Origin of the sequence: Catellatospora paridis (assembly GCF_009720365.1) — a bacterium.
GTDB lineage: Bacteria > Actinomycetota > Actinomycetes > Mycobacteriales > Micromonosporaceae > Catellatospora > Catellatospora paridis.
Window position 1 is genome coordinate 41567 of the sequence record NZ_WBZD01000044.1, and the last position, 20514, is coordinate 62080.

21 protein-coding genes are annotated in these 20514 nt (G+C 71.7%); 11 read left to right on the plus strand and 10 right to left on the minus strand.

Translation table 11 applies throughout. From position 1 onward, the window contains the following. Nucleotides 1–3: 3 nt before the first annotated feature. Nucleotides 4–918 carry an SDR family oxidoreductase gene (locus tag F9C41_RS38810; RefSeq protein ID WP_155391842.1) on the minus strand — a complete coding sequence of 305 codons (915 nt, stop codon included), beginning with the start codon at nt 916–918 and terminating at the stop codon, nt 4–6. Nucleotides 919–996: 78 nt separating this feature from the next. On the opposite strand from F9C41_RS38810, the gene F9C41_RS38815 reads away from it, so the two are divergent. Next, on the plus strand, nt 997–1515 hold the full coding sequence (locus F9C41_RS38815) for a P-loop nucleotide/nucleoside kinase family protein (protein ID WP_155391843.1): 519 nt from the start codon (nt 997–999) through the stop codon (nt 1513–1515). A gap of 15 nt (nt 1516–1530) precedes the next feature. Further along, entirely contained in the window at nt 1531–1962 is a 432-nt protein-coding gene (locus F9C41_RS38820) for an OsmC family protein (protein WP_120315538.1), read from the plus strand. A gap of 141 nt (nt 1963–2103) precedes the next feature. Here the strand turns inward: F9C41_RS38820 and F9C41_RS38825 are convergent, their stop codons facing one another. Beyond that, nucleotides 2104–2898, minus strand: a complete 795-nt coding sequence (locus tag F9C41_RS38825) for a class I SAM-dependent methyltransferase (RefSeq protein ID WP_155391844.1) — start codon at nt 2896–2898, stop codon at nt 2104–2106. Nucleotides 2899–3138: 240 nt separating this feature from the next. On the opposite strand from F9C41_RS38825, the gene F9C41_RS38830 reads away from it, so the two are divergent. Next, nucleotides 3139–4086: an aminoglycoside phosphotransferase family protein gene (locus tag F9C41_RS38830; RefSeq protein ID WP_230690342.1), complete on the plus strand. Its 948-nt coding sequence runs from the start codon at nt 3139–3141 to the stop codon at nt 4084–4086. A 10-nt stretch (nt 4087–4096) separates the two neighbouring features. Here the strand turns inward: F9C41_RS38830 and F9C41_RS38835 are convergent, their stop codons facing one another. Continuing rightward, on the minus strand, nt 4097–4756 hold the full coding sequence (locus F9C41_RS38835; protein ID WP_155391845.1) for a FadR/GntR family transcriptional regulator: 660 nt from the start codon (nt 4754–4756) through the stop codon (nt 4097–4099). Nucleotides 4757–4854: 98 nt separating this feature from the next. Here F9C41_RS38835 and F9C41_RS38840 point away from each other — a divergent pair, with 98 nt between their 5' ends. The 3 genes from F9C41_RS38840 to F9C41_RS38850 are packed head-to-tail and all read left to right on the plus strand — an operon-like array spanning nt 4855 to nt 8673. Further along, a complete protein-coding gene (locus tag F9C41_RS38840) occupies nt 4855–6135 on the plus strand; it encodes a CynX/NimT family MFS transporter (RefSeq protein WP_230690355.1) in 1281 nt (426 codons plus the stop codon). After that, nucleotides 6098–7384 (plus strand): multidrug effflux MFS transporter, encoded by a 1287-nt coding sequence (locus F9C41_RS38845; protein ID WP_155391847.1) that lies wholly within the window; start codon nt 6098–6100, stop codon nt 7382–7384. The genes F9C41_RS38840 and F9C41_RS38845 overlap by 38 nt, the downstream gene beginning before the upstream one ends. Before the next feature lie 41 nt (nt 7385–7425). After that, nucleotides 7426–8673: an MFS transporter gene (locus F9C41_RS38850; protein WP_230690356.1), complete on the plus strand. Its 1248-nt coding sequence runs from the start codon at nt 7426–7428 to the stop codon at nt 8671–8673. 49 nt (nt 8674–8722) lie between these two features. Here the strand turns inward: F9C41_RS38850 and F9C41_RS38855 are convergent, their stop codons facing one another. After that, nucleotides 8723–9358, minus strand: a complete 636-nt coding sequence (locus F9C41_RS38855) for a DUF305 domain-containing protein (protein ID WP_155391849.1) — start codon at nt 9356–9358, stop codon at nt 8723–8725. Between the two features lie 260 nt (nt 9359–9618). On the opposite strand from F9C41_RS38855, the gene F9C41_RS38860 reads away from it, so the two are divergent. Continuing rightward, nucleotides 9619–10803: a low temperature requirement protein A gene (locus F9C41_RS38860; RefSeq protein ID WP_155391850.1), complete on the plus strand. Its 1185-nt coding sequence runs from the start codon at nt 9619–9621 to the stop codon at nt 10801–10803. A 20-nt stretch (nt 10804–10823) separates the two neighbouring features. Here F9C41_RS38860 and F9C41_RS38865 read toward each other — a convergent pair whose 3' ends face one another. After that, entirely contained in the window at nt 10824–11612 is a 789-nt protein-coding gene (locus F9C41_RS38865) for an enoyl-CoA hydratase/isomerase family protein (RefSeq protein WP_230690343.1), read from the minus strand. Between the two features lie 55 nt (nt 11613–11667). Between F9C41_RS38865 and F9C41_RS38870 the strand changes: the two genes are divergently transcribed. Next, nucleotides 11668–12042 carry an Mth938-like domain-containing protein gene (locus F9C41_RS38870; RefSeq protein WP_230690344.1) on the plus strand — a complete coding sequence of 125 codons (375 nt, stop codon included), beginning with the start codon at nt 11668–11670 and terminating at the stop codon, nt 12040–12042. Nucleotides 12043–12047: 5 nt separating this feature from the next. Here F9C41_RS38870 and F9C41_RS38875 read toward each other — a convergent pair whose 3' ends face one another. The 5 genes from F9C41_RS38875 to F9C41_RS38895 form a co-directional block, all read right to left on the minus strand. Then, the gene (locus tag F9C41_RS38875) at nt 12048–12842 is read right to left on the minus strand and encodes a maleylpyruvate isomerase family mycothiol-dependent enzyme (protein WP_155391852.1); all 795 of its coding nucleotides are present in this window, start codon (nt 12840–12842) and stop codon (nt 12048–12050) included. A 121-nt stretch (nt 12843–12963) separates the two neighbouring features. After that, complete coding sequence (gene cspE, locus F9C41_RS38880) at nt 12964–13167, minus strand: transcription antiterminator/RNA stability regulator CspE (RefSeq protein ID WP_144127436.1); 204 nt, start codon at nt 13165–13167, stop codon at nt 12964–12966. A 238-nt stretch (nt 13168–13405) separates the two neighbouring features. Beyond that, nucleotides 13406–14941, minus strand: a complete 1536-nt coding sequence (locus F9C41_RS38885) for a GGDEF domain-containing protein (protein ID WP_155391853.1) — start codon at nt 14939–14941, stop codon at nt 13406–13408. A gap of 106 nt (nt 14942–15047) precedes the next feature. Further along, nucleotides 15048–16619: an amino acid permease gene (locus F9C41_RS38890; protein WP_155391854.1), complete on the minus strand. Its 1572-nt coding sequence runs from the start codon at nt 16617–16619 to the stop codon at nt 15048–15050. 80 nt (nt 16620–16699) lie between these two features. After that, nucleotides 16700–16969, minus strand: a complete 270-nt coding sequence (locus F9C41_RS38895) for a hypothetical protein (protein WP_155391855.1) — start codon at nt 16967–16969, stop codon at nt 16700–16702. A 204-nt stretch (nt 16970–17173) separates the two neighbouring features. On the opposite strand from F9C41_RS38895, the gene F9C41_RS38900 reads away from it, so the two are divergent. Genes F9C41_RS38900 through F9C41_RS38910 form a run of 3 tightly spaced genes read left to right on the plus strand, consistent with a single transcriptional unit; the run spans nt 17174 to nt 20493 of the window. Beyond that, nucleotides 17174–18013 carry a nitrilase-related carbon-nitrogen hydrolase gene (locus F9C41_RS38900; RefSeq protein WP_155391856.1) on the plus strand — a complete coding sequence of 280 codons (840 nt, stop codon included), beginning with the start codon at nt 17174–17176 and terminating at the stop codon, nt 18011–18013. An 11-nt stretch (nt 18014–18024) separates the two neighbouring features. Continuing rightward, the gene (gene hydA, locus F9C41_RS38905) at nt 18025–19431 is read left to right on the plus strand and encodes a dihydropyrimidinase (RefSeq protein ID WP_155391857.1); all 1407 of its coding nucleotides are present in this window, start codon (nt 18025–18027) and stop codon (nt 19429–19431) included. A gap of 57 nt (nt 19432–19488) precedes the next feature. Next, nucleotides 19489–20493: a TIGR03842 family LLM class F420-dependent oxidoreductase gene (locus F9C41_RS38910; protein WP_155391858.1), complete on the plus strand. Its 1005-nt coding sequence runs from the start codon at nt 19489–19491 to the stop codon at nt 20491–20493. Nucleotides 20494–20514: the final 21 nt, after the last annotated feature.

Sequence of the window (20514 nt, forward strand, 5' to 3'; positions counted from 1 at the left end):
GCGTCAGCGGTAGCCGGTCGGGTCGATCGGGCCGTTCTCGGCCGAGCCGTGCTCGGCGAAGTAACGCCAGATGTCGGGGACCGAACCGTCCAGGTCGGTGAGGCCGTACTCGTGCGCGAGCGCGGCGCTGGACAGCGAACTGCCCGTCCACCGGGCACGCTCGGGGTCGGCGGCCAGCGCGGCCACGCCCCGGCCCAGGTATGTCGGGGTCTCGGACAGGATGAAGTGCGGTGCCTTCGCCGCGCCGTCCGCCCAGTTCTGCTCGGTGACGCCGAAGTGGTCGAGCATCGCCTCCGAGCGCAGGAAACCGGGCGTGACCACGAGTGCGGTCCCGCCGTACGGCTGGATTTCGGCGGACTGGGCCAGCGCGATGCGCGACACCGACGTCTTGGTCAGGTCGTAGAAGAAGGAGTTGCGGTACTTCCGGTTGTACTCGTCGGTGCCGTCGGTGACCTCGACGACCAGCCCGCCCGGATGCCGGACCAGCAGCGGCAGCGCGGCATGGCTGGTGATGATGTGGGTGTGCAGGCCGAGTCCGAGCATGCGCAGGCCGCCGTCGAGGGACTGCTCCCAGAGCGGCTTGCCCCACTCGGCGTAGTCGTCGCCGCCCCACACGTCGTTGACCAGGATGTCGAGTCGACCGTGCGCGGCGTCGATCCGCGCCACCAGTGCCCTGACCTCGTCGGGCACGAGGTGGTCGACGCGCACCGCGATGCCCTCGCCGCCGGCCGCGGTGACCAGGTCGGCGGTGTCCTCGATGGTCTCCGGCCGGTCCATCTCGGACCGCTGGGCGCGCGTGCTGCGACCGGTGACGTAGACGGTGGCTCCGGCTCGGCCGAGTTCGACCGCGATGGCCCGCCCGCACCCGCGGGTCGCCCCCGCCACCAGGGCGATCTTGCCGTGAAGGTTCTGCTGCATGGGTCCATCGTCGCGGCGAACCCTGACAGGTTCCGTCAGGTTTTCCCGGCGATTCCGCGCCGAGGGGACACTGGTCCGGTGCTGATCGTCTTCTCCGGACTGCCCGGTGCCGGCAAGACCACGCTGAGCCGGCCGGTCGCGGCCGCGCTGGGCGCGACCTGGCTGCGGGTGGACGCCATCGAGTCGGCCCTGTGGCGGGCCGGCGTCGACCCGGCCCAGCCCACCGGTCTGGCCGCGTACGTGGTGGCGGACGCGCTCGCCGACGCCCACCTGGCGCTGGGCGCGACCGTGGTGGTCGACGCGGTCAACGCGGTCGAGCAGGCCCGCGCCGGGTGGCGGGACCTTGCCGCGCGGCACGGCACAGTGATGTACGCCATCGAGGTGATCTGCACCGATCCGGCGGAGCACCGCCGCCGCGTCGAGCAGCGCGGACCCGAGCACGATCAGGCCTTCCAGCCCAGCTGGGACGACGTGCGCACGCGCGAGTTCACGCCGTGGCGCGAGCCCCGGCTGCTGGTCGACACCGCCGCCCACGACACGCCCGAGCTCGTGACTCTCATATTGGGGGGCATTCGCGCGCAACGCACGCCCGCGTGAGCTAGCGTCGGCCCCATGCCTATTCGCACCGCAACAGCCCGCTGGCAGGGAACGCTCACCGAGGGGTCCGGCACCATCGCGACCGGCAAGGGTGGCCTGCAGGGCAACTATTCGTTCAAGTCCCGTTTCGAGGAGGGTGAGGGCACCAATCCCGAGGAGCTCATCGCCGCCGCGCACTCCGGCTGCTTCTCGATGGCGTTCTCCAAGCAGCTGTCGGACGCGGGCTTCCCGCCCAACGCAGTGGTGACCAACGCCAACGTCCACCTGGACAAGACCGACGCCGGCATGACGGTGACCCGGATCGACCTGGTGACCACCGGCGACGTGCCCGGCATCGACGAGGCCCAGTTCCAGAAGCTGGCCGAGGCCGCCAAGGCCGGCTGCCCGATCTCCCGCCTGCTGTCGCCCGGCGCCGAGATCACGCTCAACGCCACACTGCAGGCCTGACCCGTTCCCGGCGCGGCCGCCGACCAGCGCTCGCACCGGGTCGACACACCAGACCTGTCTCCGGGTCGGGGTCCGCGGCCAGTCCGCCGGTCCCCGACCCGGGCCATGCCATCCCCGGCTGTCACCAGCCGCCGGGCCCCGTCAACGCGCGCGGCGGGCGACCGTGAGCAGATGAGAGCTGGCGCCCCACAGGTGGGGCACACCCTCGACCTCGCGCATCAGCGTCAGCGCCCGCGCGGTCCGCTGCTCGTCGGCGAGGATCTCCGGCAGGTGCCGCACGGTCCACAGCGGACCCTCGATCGCGGCGATCCGCTCCAGTTCCAGACCCGCCTCCGCCACCTCACCCGGCAGCTCGTCGGGCTGGTGGAAGTACGCGGTGGTGAACCAGTTCGGCACCTCGTCGGGGTTGCGGTGCACGCCCGTGGCGAGCGCTCCGTCCACCATCCGCGCGAACGCCGGGTCGTCGACGAAGCCCTTGGCGTAGCCGTCGACCAGCGTCGCGTACCGGCTGATCGTCGCGGCGAGCACCAGCCCGCCGGGACGCACCACGCGGGCGGCCTCGCGCCACGCCGCGATTCGGTCGGCACGGTCGACCAGGTGGTACAGCGGACCGAACAGCAGCACCACGTCCCGGCTCGCGTCGGGCTCGGCGAGCCGGCGGGCGTCGCCGACTGCCGCGGTCACCCCGGGCAGCGCGGACGCCGCCGCCACGTGCTCGGGCATCGGATCGACGACGTGCACGGCATGCCCGGCGGCGGCCAGCGGGCCCGCGTACACCCCGGTCGCGCCGCCGACGTCGAGGATGGACACCGGGCCGGGCGGCAGCACCCTGCCGAGCAGGTCCCAGGTGCGCAGGAACTCCCAGCGCCCGTTTCCCGCGTCGAGGCGGGAGGTCTCGCCGCCGCGCTGGTAGTACCGCCTGATCTCCGTCTGCATGCTCATGATCGTGCGCGGGTCCGCCGACCCCGGCAACCGGGTTTCAGCCGGCGAGGGCAGCTCTCAGCAGCACCCATGTCGGCGCGAACCGACCGACCGGAAGTCCATCGCCCGGCCGCCGCGCAGCCAGCCGGCGATGCCGTCCCGGTCGGCCGGTCGGTGGTCCCCGTTATCGCTCCGGCGGCGATCGTGCCCGAAAGTCCACCTCGCGACGGTGGCCGGCGGCGGTAGTGTCGCCGCGTGACGGAGCCCGAGGTGACCGAGGTGCTGGTGCCCCCGACCCTGGGCGTCGTCGAGTCGATCGGCGACCTGGCCGAGGGCCGGGCCTGGCTGGATTCGCTGCCCGGGCTCATCGCCGAGCTGCGTGAGGGCTGGGCGCTGCGGCTGGGCGCGCCGTGGACCGGCGGCAGCTGCTCGTGGGTGGCGCCCGCGGAACTGCCCGACGGGCGGCCCGCCGTACTGAAGATCAGCTGGCCGCATCCGGAGATGATGGGCGAAGCCGCAGCGCTGCGGGCCTGGCACGGGCACGGCGCGGTCACCCTGTACGCCCACGACGGCGTACGGCACGCGCTACTCCTGGAGCAGGCGGACCCCGGCACGACGCTCGGTGACAGCGAGGCGCTGCCCGCCGAGGAGCGGCTGCTCATCGCCGCGCGGCTGCTGAACCGGCTGTGGTCGGCACCCGTCGCCGACCCGGGCGGGTTCGACCTGCTCAGCCACGTGACCGCCCGCTGGGCCGGGCTCATCGAGCAGCGGATGGCCCGGTTGCGGCCGGGGTTCGACCCCGGTCTGGTGGCCCTCGGCGCCCGGCTGCTGCGGGAACTGCCCACCACGGCCGCGCGGCGGGTGCTGGTGCACGGGGACGTCAATCCCGGCAACATCCTGGCCGCGCGGCGCGAGCCGTGGCTGGTCATCGACCCGAAGCCGATGGTCGGCGATCCGGGCTACGACCCGTGGAAGCTGATCGAGCAGATCGACGACCCGTTCCGGCACCCGGATCCGGCCGCCGTGCTGCGGCGGCGATTCGCCCTGTTCGGCGAGGTCACCGGCGAGGACCCGGCCCGGCTGGCGGCCTGGGCCGCGGCGCGGCGGGTGGAGGACTCGCTGTGGTGGGTCTCCCGCGGCAACCCGCCCAGCCACCGCGCCATGGCCGAGGCCGCGGTCCTGGCCTCTATCGCCGGCCTGTGACCGCTACGCGCTAAGCCGTCTCGAGGAAGGCGCCGGCGGCGCGGGCGGCGCGGTCGGGGTCTGCGGCGCGGATGGCCTCGACGAGGTCGTCGTGGGCGACGTACTTGTCCGGGGTGAGGGTCTCGCCGATCTGCTGGCTGAGGCTGGCCCGCAGCGCACCGCCGAAGGAGGCGTAGAGCTCGGCGAGCATGGCGTTGTGCGCGGCCGCGACGATCGCGACGTGCAGGTCGGCGTCGGTGGCCACGAACGCCGCCGCGTCGCCGTCGCGCCACAGCTGCTCGCGCCGGGCCAGCAGCGCGTCCAGCTGCTCCAGGTCGGCGGGCGTACGCCGGACCGCGGCGAGCCGGGCCGCCTCCACCTCGAACGCGCGGCGCACCTCGACGGCCTCGGCGACCTCGGCCGCGGCCAGCCGCCGGGCGACCACGCCGGTGAGCTCGTGGGTGGCGGTGACGTAGGTGCCCGAGCCCTGCCGGCACTCCAGGACACCGGCGTGCACCAGGGCGCGCACCGCCTCGCGGACCGTGTTGCGGCCCACGCTCAGCGCCGCGACCAGGTCGGGTTCGGTGGGGATGCGGCTGCCGACCGGCCATTCACCGGTGGCGATCTGGGTGCGCAGCTGCTCGATCACCTGGGGCACCAGGGTCTGACGGGACGGTGTGCGCAGTGTCATTGGTTACATCCCCGGTCCGAAATTCATCCCATGATTCTACGATCGGAGGTATGCCACCGCCAGTTACCGCCGCGGCCGCGCCGCCGATCGTGTCGCCGATGATCGCACCCCGCGTGACGCCGCCGACACCGGCCGTACCGGCACCTCGGTCCGCCGTGCTGATCCTGGTCGGCATCCTGCTCGTCGCGCTCAATCTGCGCGCCGCCATCACCAGCCTCGGTGCGCTGCTCGACGAGGTGACCACCGGCCTGCACCTGTCCGGCACCGTCGCCGGGGTCATCACCACGCTGCCCGCGCTCGCGTTCGCGGGCTTCGGCGCGTTCACCCCGTGGCTGGCCCGGCGACTGCCCCCGGCCCGCATCCTGGTCGGCGCGATGGGGCTGCTGGCCGTCGGGCAGCTGCTGCGGGCGGTCAGCGGTTCGCCGTGGACCTTCGTGCTCACCAGCGCCATCGCGCTGGCCGGCATCGCCATCGCCAACGTGCTGCTGCCGGTGCTGGTCAAGGAGCACTTCCCGCACAAGGCCGGGCTGATGACCGGCGTCTACTCGATGACCCTGATCCTCGGCACCACCACCGCGTCGGCGGCCTCGGTGCCGATCGCGCACGCCGTCGGCGACTGGCGCGCCGGGCTCGGCGTCTGGGCGCTGCTGGCCGCCGTCGCGGTGCTGCCCTGGCTCGGCCCGGCGCTGCGGCGCACACCCGGGTCGGCGGGCGGCACGCGACGGGCGGCGACCCGGGTGCGACCCGCCCGCACCCGGCTGGGCTGGGCGATGGCGATCTACTTCGGCGCGCAGTCGCTGTCCGGGTACGCCACCATGGGCTGGCTGGCGAAGATGTTCCGCGACGCGGCGTTCACGCCCACCGACGCCGGGCTGCTGCTGGCCGGCGTGACCGCGATCGGGGTGCCGTTCGCGCTGCTCATGCCGACGCTGGCGGGAAAGCTGCGGGACCTGCGGCCGCTGGTGCTGCTGATGTCCGCCGCCATGATCGCCTCCTACCTCGGCCTGGCGCTGGCCCCGCACGCCGGAGCGGTGGCCTGGGTGGCCCTGCTCGCGCTCGGCCAGGCGGCGTTCCCGCTGGCCCTGGCGATGATCGGAATGCGGGCGCGCACCGGCGAGGGCGTGGTGGCGCTGTCGGCGTTCGCGCAGAGCACCGGCTACCTGATCGCCGCGCTCGGCCCGCTGCTGGTCGGCGTCCTGCACGAGCTGACCGGCGGCTGGCAGCTGCCGCTCGGATTCCTGGTCGCCGCCGCGGTGGTGCAGGCCTTCGCCGGGCTGGCCGCGGCGCGGCCCCGGTACCTGGAGGACGAGGCCGGGCTGATGAACGCGCCCACCACCGTCGATGCCCAAGCGGGCCGGACCGTGCCGGCCGGGTCATGACCGCGGTCACAGTGCGCCCGGCGCGGCGACGCCGGATGGTTGGGTAAGGACCGTGACCCCCGCGCCAGCCCAACGACGCACCCTGATCCTGGTCCTCGGCAGCATGTCCGCCTTCGGCGCGCTGTCGTTCGACATGTACCTGCCCGCCTTCCCCACCATCGCCGCCGACCTGCGCGTCTCCCCCGCCGCCGTGCAGCTCACCCTCACCGTGGCGCTGATCGGCATCGCGCTGGGCCAGTTCGTGATGGGACCGCTGTCCGACCGTTGGGGCCGGCGCAGGCCCATCATCGCGGGCACCGCGCTGTTCTTCGTCTCCTCCGCGCTGATCACCGTCGCGCCGAACATCGAGACCATGACGGCGCTGCGGCTGGTGCAGGGCTTCGCGGGCGGCATCGGCATCGCGATCTCCCGCGCCGTGGTGCGCGACCTGTACTCCGGCGCCGAGGCCTCGCGCTTCTTCTCCCGGCTCACCCTGGTCTTCGGCGTCGCGCCGGTGGTCGCGCCCACCATCGGCGCGGCGGTGCTGGAGTTCACCAGCTGGCGCGGCGTGTTCGCGCTGCTCGCCCTGTACGGCCTGATCATGGTGGGGGTCGGGTGGCGCTTCCTGCCCGAGACGCTGCCGGTCGAGCGCCGCCGGACCGGCGGCCTGGCCGAGGTCGGCCGCGGCTTCAAGGTGCTGGCCGCCGACCGCCGATTCTGGGGGTACACCGCCGCGCAGGGGCTGACCTTCGCCGGGCTGTTCGCCTACCTGTCCAGCGGCTCGTTCGTGCTGCAGGAGGTGTACGGCGTCTCCGCGCAGGCGTACGGGCTGATCTTCGGCATGAACGCGCTCGGCCTGGTCGCGGTCGGGCAGCTCAACGCCCGCCTCGTCGGCCGGCGCACGCCGCGGGCGCTGCTGTTCGCGGCGCTGGCGGGCGCGGTCGCCGCCGGGATTCTCATGATCGGCGGCGCGGGGCTGCACAGCCTCACCATCGTGGTCGCCATGCTGTTCGTCTACATCGCCAGCCTCGGCATGGTCGCCCCGAACAGCACCGCGCTGGCACTGGACGGCCACGCGCAGATGGCGGGCACCGCCGCCGCGCTGATGGGCGCGGTGCAGTCGGCGATCGGCGCGATCGCCGGACCGATCGTGGCCGCGCTCGGCGCGTCCAGCGGCGTGCCCATGGCCGCGGCCATGTTCGGCTTCGCCGCCCTGTCGGTCGTCACCGCGACCGTGCTGACCCGCCCCGGACAGCCGAAACTCGCTTGATCCGGGCAGGTCGGGCTGGCCACCATACGCCGGTGACGACCATGGCCCAGCTGCTGCGCGACAACCGATACCTGGCGTTCTGGCTCGGCCAGGTGACCAGCGTCGTGGGCACCGCCCTGTCGTTCGTGGCGCTGCCGGCGCTCATCCTGCCCGCCCGCGGGCCGCAGGTGTTCGCCCTGATCCTGGCCGCCGAGGCGGTGGCCGGCGTGCTGCTCCTGCTGGCCGGCGGGGTCGTCGCCGACCGCTACTCGCGCACCGCGGTGATGGCGGTGTCCGACGTGGTGCGCGTGGCCGGGGTCGCCGGTCTGCTCGCCTTCGGCGCGCGCGGCCCGCTGTGGCTCCCGCTGGTCGCGGCGTGCCTGCTGGGCATCGGCTCCGCTCTGTACGACCCGGCGCACCGCGCGGCCCTGCCCCAGCTGATCCCCGACGAGCTGCGGCAGAAGGCCAACGCGCTCGACTCCGCGACCAAGCGCTTCGGCGCGGCGGGCGGCGCGCTGCTCGGCGCGGCGCTGGTCACCGCGGTCGGTCCGCGCGGCGCGCTGCTCATCGACCTGGCCACGTTCGCGGTCAGCCTGGGCACGCTGCTGTGGGTGCGGCTGCCCCGGGTCAGCGGCGGCGGCGAGCCCGCGCGCGGCGTGCGGGCCATGCTGGGCGAGGCCGCGGCGGGCGTACGCGAGGTGCGCCTGCGCCCCTGGGCGCTGGTCATCATGGTGCAGGGCACCGTGCAGGTGTTCTTCCTATTCGGCCCCAACTTCGCGCTGCTGCCGATCGTCAGCCTGGAACGGTTCGGGCCGGCCGCCTTCGGCTGGCTCAGCGCCGCCACCTCCGTCGGCATGATCGTCGGGTCGGCCGCGGCGGGCCGGATCCGCACCGCGCGACCGGGGCTCTGGGCGATGAACGCCCTGCTCCCTTGCGCCCTGCTGCCGGTCTGCCTGGCCGTGCCCGTGCCGCTGGCGCTCTGGTGCGCGGTGCAGGTCGTGGCGTGGGCCGGGATCGGCGTCTTCTTCGTGCTGTGGTTCACGGCCCTGCAGGGCGAGTTCCCCGCCGAGGTGCAGGGACGTGTCTTCGCCCTGGAGTCGCTCGGCAACTTCGCGCTGCAACCGGTGGCGATCGCGGTCGCGCCGCTGCTCGCGCTCGGCGTCGGCATGCCCGTGTTCGCGGCGGTCGCCGTGGTCGCCCTGCTGGTGTCGACATACGCGGTGTTCGCCGTCCCGGGCGTCGACCGGCTGCGCACCCCCGAACGCGCGGCACCGGCAGTGCCCGTCGGTCACGCCGTCACGGGAGGCTAACCGCGCCGGGTGACCCTGCCCCGAGGGCGGGCCACCCGGCGGCACGGATTCACTCGGTGGGGCTCGGGGTGGCCCCCAGCATCTGGCGCAGCTGCGCGAGCTCCGCCGTCTGGCTGGTCTTGACCTGCTCGGCGAGCTGCTTGGCCGACGGGTTGACGCCGTTGGCGAGCTCTGCCGTCGCCGAGGCGACCGCACCCTCGTGGTTGGGGATCAGCAGTTCCACGAACTTCTGGTCGAACTGCTCGCCGCTCAGGCTCTGCAGCTGGCTCAGCTCCTGTGCGGGCGGCATGGACGGCATGCCGGGCCCCATGGACGGCAGCGGCGGCAGCGCCGTGCCGGACGGCATCGCCGGGACCGGCACGCCCCACTGGGTCAGCCAGGTGGTCAGCTGCTGGATCTGCGGCCCCTGCTCGGCCTCGATCTGCGTGGCCAGCTGCTTGACGCCGACCGCCTGAGCCCGTTCCACCCCCTGCTGGGCCAGCCACAACGCCTGCTGGCGCAGCGCGATCAACTGCTGGGCGAACATGATGTCGCTGTTGTTGAACTGGGCCGTCGGGCTGGCCTGCACGACCGGCGCGACCGGAGCGGCGGGCGGCGTCTGCGTCTGCGTCGTCGCGCAGCCGCCGAGCGCGACGCCGGCAGCCAGGACCGCGGTGACGACAACCAGGGTACGAGCGGGATTCATGTGGTTCTCCGTTTCAGCAGCGAAAGCCCTTCAGTACCTTAAGTCCGGCAAGAGGTGCTTATTGGACGTTTCGCAAACCTCGCCCTCTTGACCGGTCGCCGCGGGTAAGGCATCATGGGAGCGCTTCCATCTTCTGATGTCTATGCGATAGACATCACCCCTCCGGTGTGGACCGGGGCCCGGCGCCGCACAACGCCGGGCCCCGAGGGCTTCGCCAGTCCCGCCCGCGCCGCGTGATCCACCGGCGGTAGCCTGCGAACATGGCCGACGCGACACGCAGTGCGCTGTACCGACCGATGATCTCGCGCTCGCCCGCCGAGCCGCATCGGGCCGCCACCCCACTGGAGCTGTTCTTCGACCTGTGTTTCGTGGTCGCGGTCGCCCAGGCAGCCGCCGGACTGCACCACGCGATCGCCGAGAACCATGTCGGGCACGGGGTGCTCGGCTTCCTGACCGTGTTCTTCGCGATCTGGTGGGCCTGGGTCAACTTCAGCTGGTTCGCCTCCGCGTACGACAACGACGACGTGGCATACCGGCTGACCACCCTGGTGCAGATCGCGGGCGCGCTGATCCTCGCCGCGGGTGTGCCCCGCGCCTTCGAGCACGACGACTGGAAGCTCATCACCCTCGGCTACGTGGTGATGCGGCTGGCCATGGTCACCCAGTGGCTGCGTGTACGGCGCGACGACCCGCCCCGGCGCGCCACCGCGACGCGATTCGCCGTCGGCATCCTGCTCGTCCAGGTCGGCTGGGTGCTGCGGCTGCTGCTGCCGCCGGAGTGGGGCCTGATTTCGTTCTTCGTGCTGGTCGTGTGCGAGATGCTGGTGCCGCTGTGGGCCGAGCGCGGCAGGCCGACCCAGTGGCACCCGCACCACATCGCCGAGCGCTACAGCCTGTTCACACTGATCGTGCTCGGCGAATCCGTGCTCGCCGCGACGGTGGCCATCGAGGCCGCGTCCGGCACCGGCTACACCGCTGCGCTGATCTGGCTGGCCGCGGCCGGGCTGGTCATCGTGTTCGCGATGTGGTGGCTCTACTTCGACCGCTCCGCACACGACCTGCTGACCTCGTTCGCCACGGCCTTCCGCTGGGGGTACGGCCACTACTTCATCCTGGCCTCGGCCGCAGCGGTCGGGGCGGGGCTGGCGGTCGTCGCCGACTACGACACCCACACCGCGCACGTGTCGGGAGTGGTCGCGGCGTACGCCGTCGCCGTGCCGGTCGCCGTGTACCTGCTCAGCCTGTGGCTGCTGCAGATCTGCCCGCACCACCGCGGGCTGGTCGTGTACGCGTTCCCGGTCACCGTGGCCCTGGTGCTGCTGGCACCCTTCACGCCCGCGCCGATCCAGGTGATCGCCGTGCTGCTGGCGGCGCTGGTGTCCATCGTGGTGCTCGCGGGGCCCGGCCGACAGCGATCGCCCCGCCCGGTCCCCACCGAGCACTGACGCGCGGCGCGCGGTGGCCGTCAGTGCGGGGACCAGCCGAAGGCGGGGCGGCGGCGCTCGACGAAGGCGGCGATGCCCTCGGCGGCCTCGCCGGACTCGGCCATCTGGCGGTGCCAGTAGGACACCCGGGTGTCGTCGTGGTGGCCGTCGCCGGCCATCGTCACGATCTCCTTCGCGGCGACCTGGGTCAGCAGCGAACGGCCGGCCAGCGTCGCGGCGAACGAGGCGACCCGGTCGGCCAGCCGGTCCGCCGGGTGCAGTTCGTCGACCAGGCCCACCCGCAGCGCCCGGTCGGCGTCGATCAGCTCGGCGGAGTACAGCAGGTGCTTGGCCGCGGCAGGGCCGATCAGCGCGACCAGCCGCCGGGTGGTCGGCGCGGGGTAGACGATGCCCAGCCGCGCCGGGGTGACCCCGAAGCGGCTGCCTTCGGCGGCGAAACGCAGGTCGCAGGCGACCGCGAGCTGGCAGCCGCCGCCGACGCAGTCGCCTTCGATCCAGGCCAGCGTCGGTTTCGGAAACCGGGCCAGCCGCTCCTCGGCCAGCACCGCCAGGTTGCGGTCGCCGTCGGCGATCAGCCGGTCGACCTCGGTGATGTCGGCTCCGGCGCAGAAGGCGCCGCCCGCGCCGGTGAGCACCAGCACCCGCACGACCGCGTCGCCGGCCAGGTCGTCGAGCAGCTCCGGCAGCCGGGCCCACATGTCGTTGGTCATGGCGTTGCGCCGGGCCGGGTTGACGATCCGGATCGTCGCGACGTGCCCCGCCAGCTCAAGGTCCAGACGAGGCGGTACGGCGGCGGGCGGCTCGGTCACCTGGCGGCCTTTCTGCGGGTAGGGCGGGCGGGTGCATCGTGCCACAATGCCGAACGTGGATGAGCGGAGATCGCCGAAGGTGCTGTCGCTGACGTGGGGCGAGATCGAGATCGAGGGCGTGGGCCGGGTCAAGGACGCGGCGCTGCACCCCGGCGGCGGCGGCGCGTGGGACTGGAACGTCACCGGCACCCGGCACTCCCCCGGCATCCAGCCCGCCGACGTCGAGCCGCTGCTCGCGGCGGGCGCGACCTCGGTGGTGCTGTCACGGGGCCAGCAACTGGTGCTGCAGGTGATGCCGGAGACCGAGGCCTATCTGACCGAACGCGGCGTCGACGTGCACATCGCCGAGACCCGGGAGGCGGTGCGCGTCTACAACCTGCTGGCCGACGCGGGCGTACGGGTGGCCGCGCTACTGCACTCAACCTGCTGACCCGCTCAGCCCATCGAGACGCGCGCCAGCCAGCCTGCCAGCAGGTCGCGGTCGCCGTGCACGTGGACCTGCGCGAAGTCGAGCGGCAGCCGGCGGTAGAGGATCAGTAGCAGCTCGGTCAGCGGCGCCTGCAGCGCGACGTCCGCCTTCTCGTGGCCGTGCCGCCAGGTGACGCCGTCCGGACCGAGCTCGATGAGCCATTCGGCGTCCAGGCCCTCGACGGTGTCGGTGGCGTGCAGGTGGATGGTGCGCGGCGGGCCGAACAGCTCGGGCAGCTTCGTGAACACCCGCGTGCCCACCTGCGGATCGGTGGCCATCTCCAGGAGCTCGTCGACGGCGTCGGCGGCCAGGTCGGGCGCGATGGTGTAGCCCGCGCCGGTGGTCAGCGCCGCGTCCGCGCGGTGCACGAGGATGTCGCACGCGGCCCGGCGGGCCCAGAAGGTCAGCGTCTGCAGCAGACCGAAGATCTCGGCGACGTCCTGCGCATCGCGTTCCCGCAGGGTCCGGGTGTACGCATCCGCGCCGTCCTGCATCCACGTGGTCAGCGTGTCCGGGTCGTCGGTGTCGGGCACCCCGGCGCGCGTAGGGTCGCCGATCGCGGGGCGCGGGCCCGGCTCGCCGCGCACGGCGGCGTCGGTCATGTGAACATTGCCGCCGACATGGCGGACCAGGTCGGCCAGGGTCCAGTCCGGGCAGGTCGGCACCTTGGCGCTCAGGTCGTCGCCGGGCAGCACCTCGCGCAGCAGCGCGGTCTGGGCGGACACCTCGTCGCAGTACCGGTCATAGGTCAGCCGTGCCATCTGCCTACCCTATCCCGGTTTGCACGTCATTCGACCGGCCGCGCCTCGCGAGTGGACGGCACGTCGCCCGCGGAACACCCGAGGGACGGGCGTGACGCCCGTCCCTCGGCTTTATGCGTACTCAGACCTTGCGGATGTTTGCGGCCTGCGGGCCCTTCTGGCCCTGGGTGATCTCGAACTCGACCCGCTGGTTCTCGTCGAGGCTCCGGTAGCCGTTGGACTGGATCGCGGAGAAGTGCGCGAACACGTCCGCTCCGCCGCCGTCCGGGGTGATGAAGCCGAAGCCCTTTTCCGCGTTGAACCACTTCACGGTGCCGACAGCCATGTCAGATACTCCTTGGTGAGGCTGCGAGTCCACTCCGTGTGAACTCTTCGCCTCCCGCACCGCGCCAATGCGGACAGCGCCCGGGTCGTTTCGCGGGCGCTTCGGTATACGGGAGGACGAGGTTATAACTCGGGGAATGTAACACGCATGCGCACCCGAACTACGCCAATGGACGCCGTGTCGCACGGTCGTGGACGGTCCCGGTGACGGTGTCGAGTTACCGTCGGGCGCGGGGCGGTCAGGCGGGGCGGAGGGCGCGTTTCTCGCGATAAAGCTCCTCGTCGGCGGCCCGGACCACGGCGTCGAGGTCGCCACCCGCAGGCAGCGCCGCCCAGCCCATGCTCATGCCCACCGGGGTGCCGGGCACCAGCGCGTCCCAGTCCTCCCCCACCACCGACGCGGTGATGCGCCCGCCGACCTCACGTGCCTCGGCAAGCCCGGTCTCCGGCAGCAGGACCATGAACTCGTCGCCGCCGAACCGGGCGGGCAGATCCTGGCCGCGGACGCTCTGCGCGAGCAGCCCGGCGATCCGCTGCAGCACCAGGTCGCCGGAGCTGTGGCCGTGGGTGTCGTTGACGGCCTTGAACCCGTCCAGGTCGATCAGGCCGACGGCCGCGTCCGCGCCACGGGCCGCCAGCTCGGCGGCGAACGCGGTGATCCGCCGCCGGTTGGGCAGGCCGGTCAGCGGGTCGCTCATCGCCGCGTCGGCGTGCTCCTGGGCGATCTGGCGCAGCCGGTCCTGGTCGAGGCGGGCGTTGACGCTGTCGATGTAGCGGTCCCGCAGCGTGCCGTCGTCACGGGTGATGATGCGCAGCATGGCCCGTTCGGCCTCGACCGCGCCCGCGTGGTCGCCGATGCGCGACAGCGCGATCGAGCGCAGCCGGTGCGGTTCGGCCTCGCCGAGCCAGCTCCCGGACGCCGCCGGCTCGCCGAGCAGGCGCAGCGCGTCGTCGGGACGGTCCTCGGCGATCGCCTCGCACACCTCGGTCAGGTACACGACCTGCGAGAACGACCGGTCCGGGCTGTCCGGAGTGGTGCCGCCGGGCACCGGCTCGCCGCCCGCGGAGCGGTGGCCGAACACGGCCAGCCGGGCCGCGGCATAACGCAGGTAGGTGCGGTCGGACACGGTCAGGTCCGGCTCGGCCGTACGGCCGAACGTCACGACCTCCCACAGCTCGCGTACGCAGTCCTCGGACATACCCTGGTGGTCGCGCGCCACCGCCGAGCGCACCAGCGTCTCCAGGCAGGCGCAGTTCGCCTCGGCGATGCCCGCGGCCACGCACACGCGCCGCCCCGCCCGCATCGCGTCGACCGCCTTGGCGTGGAAACCCATCGCCGAGTACGTCACCGACATGTCGTGCCAGGTGCTCACCGCCGCCTGGTTCGCCTCGGTCATGCCGCGCAGCACCCGCTCGGCCTGCACCAGGTTGCTGACCGCGGTGCTCATGGACCCGTCGGCGAACGCCGCGTACGCGGCGAGCACGTGGTATTCGCCGGACAGCCGCGGGCTGTGGCCCGCCTGCCGCAGCAGCTCGGCGATCCGGTCCAGCAGCGGTGCGGGGCGCGCGGCGCCACCCTGGTTGAGCAGGCCCGCGACCTTCTCGATGAGGGCCTGGGCGACCCGCAGCGGATCACCGGACTCGGCGACGATGTGGTCGGCGAGCGCGATGGCGTCAGCCGACCGGCCCGCCACCAGCAGGTCGCGGAACGTCACCCATTCCGCGGCCAGCTGCTCGCCGTGCGCGCGTGTGGGTGGATCGTCTCGCCTAGCCACACCTCATTCCACCTTCTTCAGCCACCGCCCGACGGTGATTCCCCGTTCGGCGTCCCGGCGACACCGGGGCCGCGCGGCGCCTGACGGCAGCCGCGCGGCCCGGCGGTCAGTCCAGCACCGCTACCGGGGCGTCGGCGGTCGCGACCCCGGCGGGGAGATCCACAGTACGCCGGGGTCCGGTGAACCACTTCCGCGCGGACACGATCCACCACACCCCGATCAGCAGCATCACCGTACCGACTGCGATCGGCGCGTAGTTCACCGCGGACCAGTCGAACTCGTCGCTGAACGGCACCCCGGCCGGCACGGTCGGCAGGATGAAGTACACCGAGATCACGATGATCTCGATGGACGCGATCCAGCCCAGCACCTTGTAGCGCCTGCCCAGCGTCCACGGGCCCGGCTCGAAGCTGTCGCCGGCCTTCAGCCGGAGCATGATCGGGATGAGGAAGGCCAGGTAGAGCCCGATCACGGCGACCGAGACGACCGCGTAGAAGGCGATCGGGGCGCCGTTCTTCTGGTACAGCGCGGGCAGGGTGAGCAGGCCGCCCGCCACGCACCCGGCCACCACGGCCCAGACCGGGGTGCCGTTGCGGTCCAGCCGGGTCCACAGCCGCCAGCCGGGCACCGCGCCGTCACGGCTGAACGCGTACATCATCCGCGACATGGACGTCACGCAGCTCATGCCGCAGAAGAACTGGCCGACCACGGAGATGATGATCACGACTTTGAAGAAGCCGGACGACAGCGCGCCCTGCAGCAGCACCCCGACGAAGCCGTAGCCGTCGGTGACCGCGCCCGCGTCCTGCACCGCGAACAGCAGCGCCAGCAGCAGGATCCAGCCGCCGATCGCGGAGTAGAAGATGGACCGCCACAGCGCCTTGGCCGCATTCAGCGCCGCCCCGCGGGTCTCCTCCGCCACGTGCGCGCAGGCGTCGAACCCGGTGATGGTGTACTGCGTGAGCAGCCCGCCCAGCGGCAGCACGTAGAGCCAGAAGCCGAGGCCTGAGGTGCTGCCGCCGTTGAAGCCGTTGCCGTTGATCGTCTCGGTGAAGACGAAGGACGGGCTCTGGTGGCTGGTCGGCACCACGATCAGGATGGCCACGATGACGGCCGCGCCGAACACGTGCCACCAGACCGAGATGTCCTGCAGCCGGTTGATGATCCGGGCACCGAAGATGTTGATCAGCGCGTGCAGCGCCAGGATGCCCAGGAACAGGTAGAACGCCTGGGTGAAGGTGCCCGCCCAGCCCGGCACGGTGTTGGCCAGCACCAGGTTGAGGAAGGTGGCGCAGCCGTAGTCGACCGACGCGGTCACCGCGACCAGCCCGATCAGGTTGAACCAGCCGGTGAACCAGCCGTGCACCGGCCGGCCCAGCTTCGCCGCCCACCAGTAGATGCCGCCCGCGGTCGGATACGCCGAGACCAGCTCGGACAGGCACAGCCCGATGATCAGGATGAACGCGGAGATGATCGGCCAGCCCCAGGAGATGGCGATCGGGCCGCCGTTCATCCAGGCCTGGCCGAACGTGGTGAAGCAGCCGGCCAGGATCGAGATGATCGAGAACGAGATGGCGAAGTTGGAGAAGCCGCTCCACCCACGGTGCAGTTCCTGCTTGTAGCCGAGTTCGGCGAGTCGTGCGGTGTCGCTGTCGGTTGTCTGCGCGGGATCACTCATGGCTGCCCCTTCTGGCGCTCGACGATGCACGAGTGTCCAGCGCCACAGAGACATATGGCAATACTCCATTGAGCCGATCGCTACACTGCGCCGATCATGATCAGGTTGTAGTACTCGATGATCTTGTAGCCGAAGAAGAATGCGATCACGACGGCCAGCAGCCACGCCACGACGGCGTACGTGCGCGGGAAGCGCAGCGACACCCGGGGCCGGTCGCGCACCGCCCGAAAGACGCCGCCGAACCACCATCGCCTGCCCAGCCATTGGGAGACCCGCCAGTACAGCGTGGTGCGCGCGGGTTCGGCGTCCTTGCGCATCCACTCGGGCAGCGATGAGCTTTCTCGACTCATGGCGCGACATTCTTCCGGCACCGGCCGCCGCCCGCAGCCCCATTACGCGCCACCTGCACTTTCGCCGGGCGACCCGGACAGCGCCCGCAGGACTTCGCGGCATTCGCGCAGATTATGCTTGCTTATCCGGCACGTCGGGGCACACCGGCACACTTCGCCTGGTTACCTGGAGTACCGGCTCAACAGGCTCGCAGGAGGTGCCGCATGTCGCGCGTGATCCGTGCCGCGCTGGTCCAGACGACCTGGACCGGTGACAAGGAATCCATGATCAAGGCCCATGAGGAGTACGCGCGCCAGGCCGCCGCGCAGGGCGCGAAGGTGATCTGTTTCCAGGAGCTGTTCTACGGCCCCTATTTCTGCCAGGTCCAGGACGCGCAGTACTACTCCTACGCCGAGTCGATCCCCGGTCCGACGACGGAGCGGTTCCAGGCGCTGGCTCGTGAGCTGGGCATGGTGATGGTGCTGCCGATGTACGAGCAGGAGCAGCCCGGCGTGCTGTACAACACGGCGGCGGTCGTCGACGCCGACGGCGCCTACCTGGGCAAGTACCGCAAGACCCATATTCCGCAGGTGAAGGGGTTCTGGGAGAAGTTCTACTTCCGGCCGGGCAACCTCGGCTACCCGGTGTTCGACACCGCGGTGGGCAAGGTCGGGGTGTACATCTGCTACGACCGGCACTTCCCGGAAGGCTGGCGGGCGCTGGGGCTCAACGGAGCGCAGATCGTGTTCAACCCGTCGGCGACCAGCCGGGGTCTGTCGTCCTACCTGTGGCAACTGGAACAGCCGGCCTCGGCGGTGGCCAACGAGTACTTCATCGGGGCGATCAACCGGGTCGGCATCGAGGACCTGGGCGACGACGACTTCTACGGCACCTCCTACTTCGTCGATCCCGAGGGAGCGTTTGTCGGCGACACGGCCGACGCGCACCAGCCGGAGTTGCTCGTACGAGACCTGGACCTGGGCCTGCTGGAGACGGTGCGCGACCGCTGGCAGTTCTACCGCGACCGCCGCCCCGACGCCTACGGCCCGCTGACCCAGGACTGAGGAGGCACGGCGTGTACCTGCTGATCAAGGGCGGCACGGTCGTCACCGCGACCGGCGCGCATCCCGCCGACGTGCTGGTCGAGGGCGAGAAGATCGCCGGGTTGTTCTCGCCGGACAGCACCCCGCCCGTCGAGGGCGCACAGGTGGTGGACGCGAGCGGCAAGTACGTCATCCCCGGTGCGGTCGACGTGCACACCCACATGGAGCTGCCCTTCGGTGGCACCGCCGCCTCGGACACCTTCGAGACCGGCACCCGCGCCGCGGCGTTCGGCGGCACCACCACCATCGTCGACTTCGCGGTGCAGCGCACCGGTGAACGGGTCCCCGACGGGCTGGCCGCCTGGCATGCCAAGGCCGACGGCAACTGCCACATCGACTACGGCTTCCACATGATCATCGGCGGGGTCGACGACGAGTCGCTGAAAGCCATGGACTCGCTGGTCGACGCCGAGGGCATCAGCAGCTTCAAGCTGTTCATGGCATACCCCGGCGTCTTCTACAGCGACGACGGCCAGATCCTGCGCGCCATGCAGAAGGCCCGCGACAACGGCTCCATGATTATGATGCACGCCGAGAACGGCATCGCCATCGACGTCCTCATCGGCCAAGCCCTGTCCCGCGGCGAGACCGACCCGATCAACCACGGCCTGACCCGCCCGGCGGAGCTGGAGGCCGAAGCCACCCGCCGCGCAATCTCCCTGGCCCAGGTCGCCGGCGGCACCCCGCTCTACATCGTCCACCTGTCGGCGAGCCAGGCTCTCGAAGCGGTCGCGGCAGCCCGCAACACCGGCCGCAACGTCTTCGCCGAGACGTGCCCCCAGTACCTGTACCTGACTCTCGAAGACCAGCTCGGCGCACCCGGGTTCGAGGGTGCCAAGTGGGTCTGCTCCACTCCCCTGCGCTCCAAGCACGAGCCGCACCAGCGGGACCTGTGGCGCGGCCTGCGCACCAACGACCTCGCCGTGGTCTCCACCGACCACTGCCCGTTCTGCTTCAAGGACCAGAAGGAACTCGGCCTCGGCGACTTCTCGAAGATCCCCAACGGCATCGGCGGCGTCGAACACCGCGTCGACCTGCTCTACCAGGGCGTCGTCGACGGCAAGCTCTCCCTGTCCCGCTGGGTCGAAACCCTCGCCACCACCCCGGCGCGCATGTTCGGGCTCTACCCCCGCAAGGGCGTGCTCGCCCCCGGTTCCGACGCCGACATCGTCGTCTACGACCCCCACGGCCGCACCCGCATCAGCGTCGCCACCCACCACATGAACATGGACCACTCCGCCTACGAGGGCTACGAGATCGCCGGCAGGGTCGACACCGTCATCTCCCGCGGCACCGTCCTCGTCGCGAACAACGAGTTCCACGGCCACAAAGGCCACGGCCGCTACCTCCCCCGAGGCCTCTCCACCTACCTGCTCTGAAGGAACTCGCCACCCCCGGTCAGCAGCTCAGACGTCAGCTCGAAAGGAAAGCGCACAGTGGACATCGGGGTCGTCTTCCAGCTGGACCCGCCCGCGCGGCGAGTGATCGAACTGTCCCAGCGGGCCGAGGCGGCCGGGTTCAGCCACGTGTGGTCGTTCGACTCGCACCTGCTGTGGCAGGAGCCCTACGTCATCTACAGCGCGATCCTCGCCGCCACCAAGCGGGTGATCGTCGGGCCGATGGTGACCAACCCCGGCACCCGCGACGTCACCGTCACCGCCAGCACCTTCGCCACCCTCAACGAGATGTACGGCAACCGCACCATCTGCGGCATCGGTCGCGGCGACTCCGCCCGCCGCACCCTCGGCCTGCCCCCGGTCGACATCGCGCACCTGCGCGAAGCCGTCGGCGTGATCCGCGCCCTGGCCAACGGGCGCGAGGCGACGCACCGCGGCATCGAGATGCAGCTGCCCTGGGTCAAGGAGTCGGCCCTGGAGGTATGGGTCGCCGCGTACGGCCCCAAGGCGATCAAGGTGACCGGCGAGGTGGGCGACGGCTTCATCCTGCAGCTCGCCGACCTCGACATCACCGAGTGGATGATCAAACACGTGCGGCGCGCCGCCGAGCAGGCCGGGCGCGACCCGGCCGCGGTCAAGATCTGCGTCGCCGCGCCCGCATACGTCGGCGACGACCTGGCCCACCAGCGCGACCAGGTGCGCTGGTTCGGCGGCATGGTCGGCAACCACATCGCCGACATCGTCGCCCGGTACGGCGACCGCGGCGCGGTCCCGCACGCGCTGGCCGAGTACATCAAGGGCCGGCAGGGCTACGACTACGCCGAGCACGGCCGCGCCGACAACGCGCACACCGCGTTCGTCACCGACGACATCGTGGACCGGTTCTGCGTACTCGGCCCCGCCCAGGCCCACATCGAGAAGCTGACCCGGCTCAAGGAGCTGGGCGTGGACCAGTTCGCCGTCTACCTCCAGCACGACGACATGGACCGCACGCTGGCGGCATACGGGGAGACGATCATCCCGGCGATCAAGGCGCTGGACTGAGCCCGACGGCGACCTGCTCGA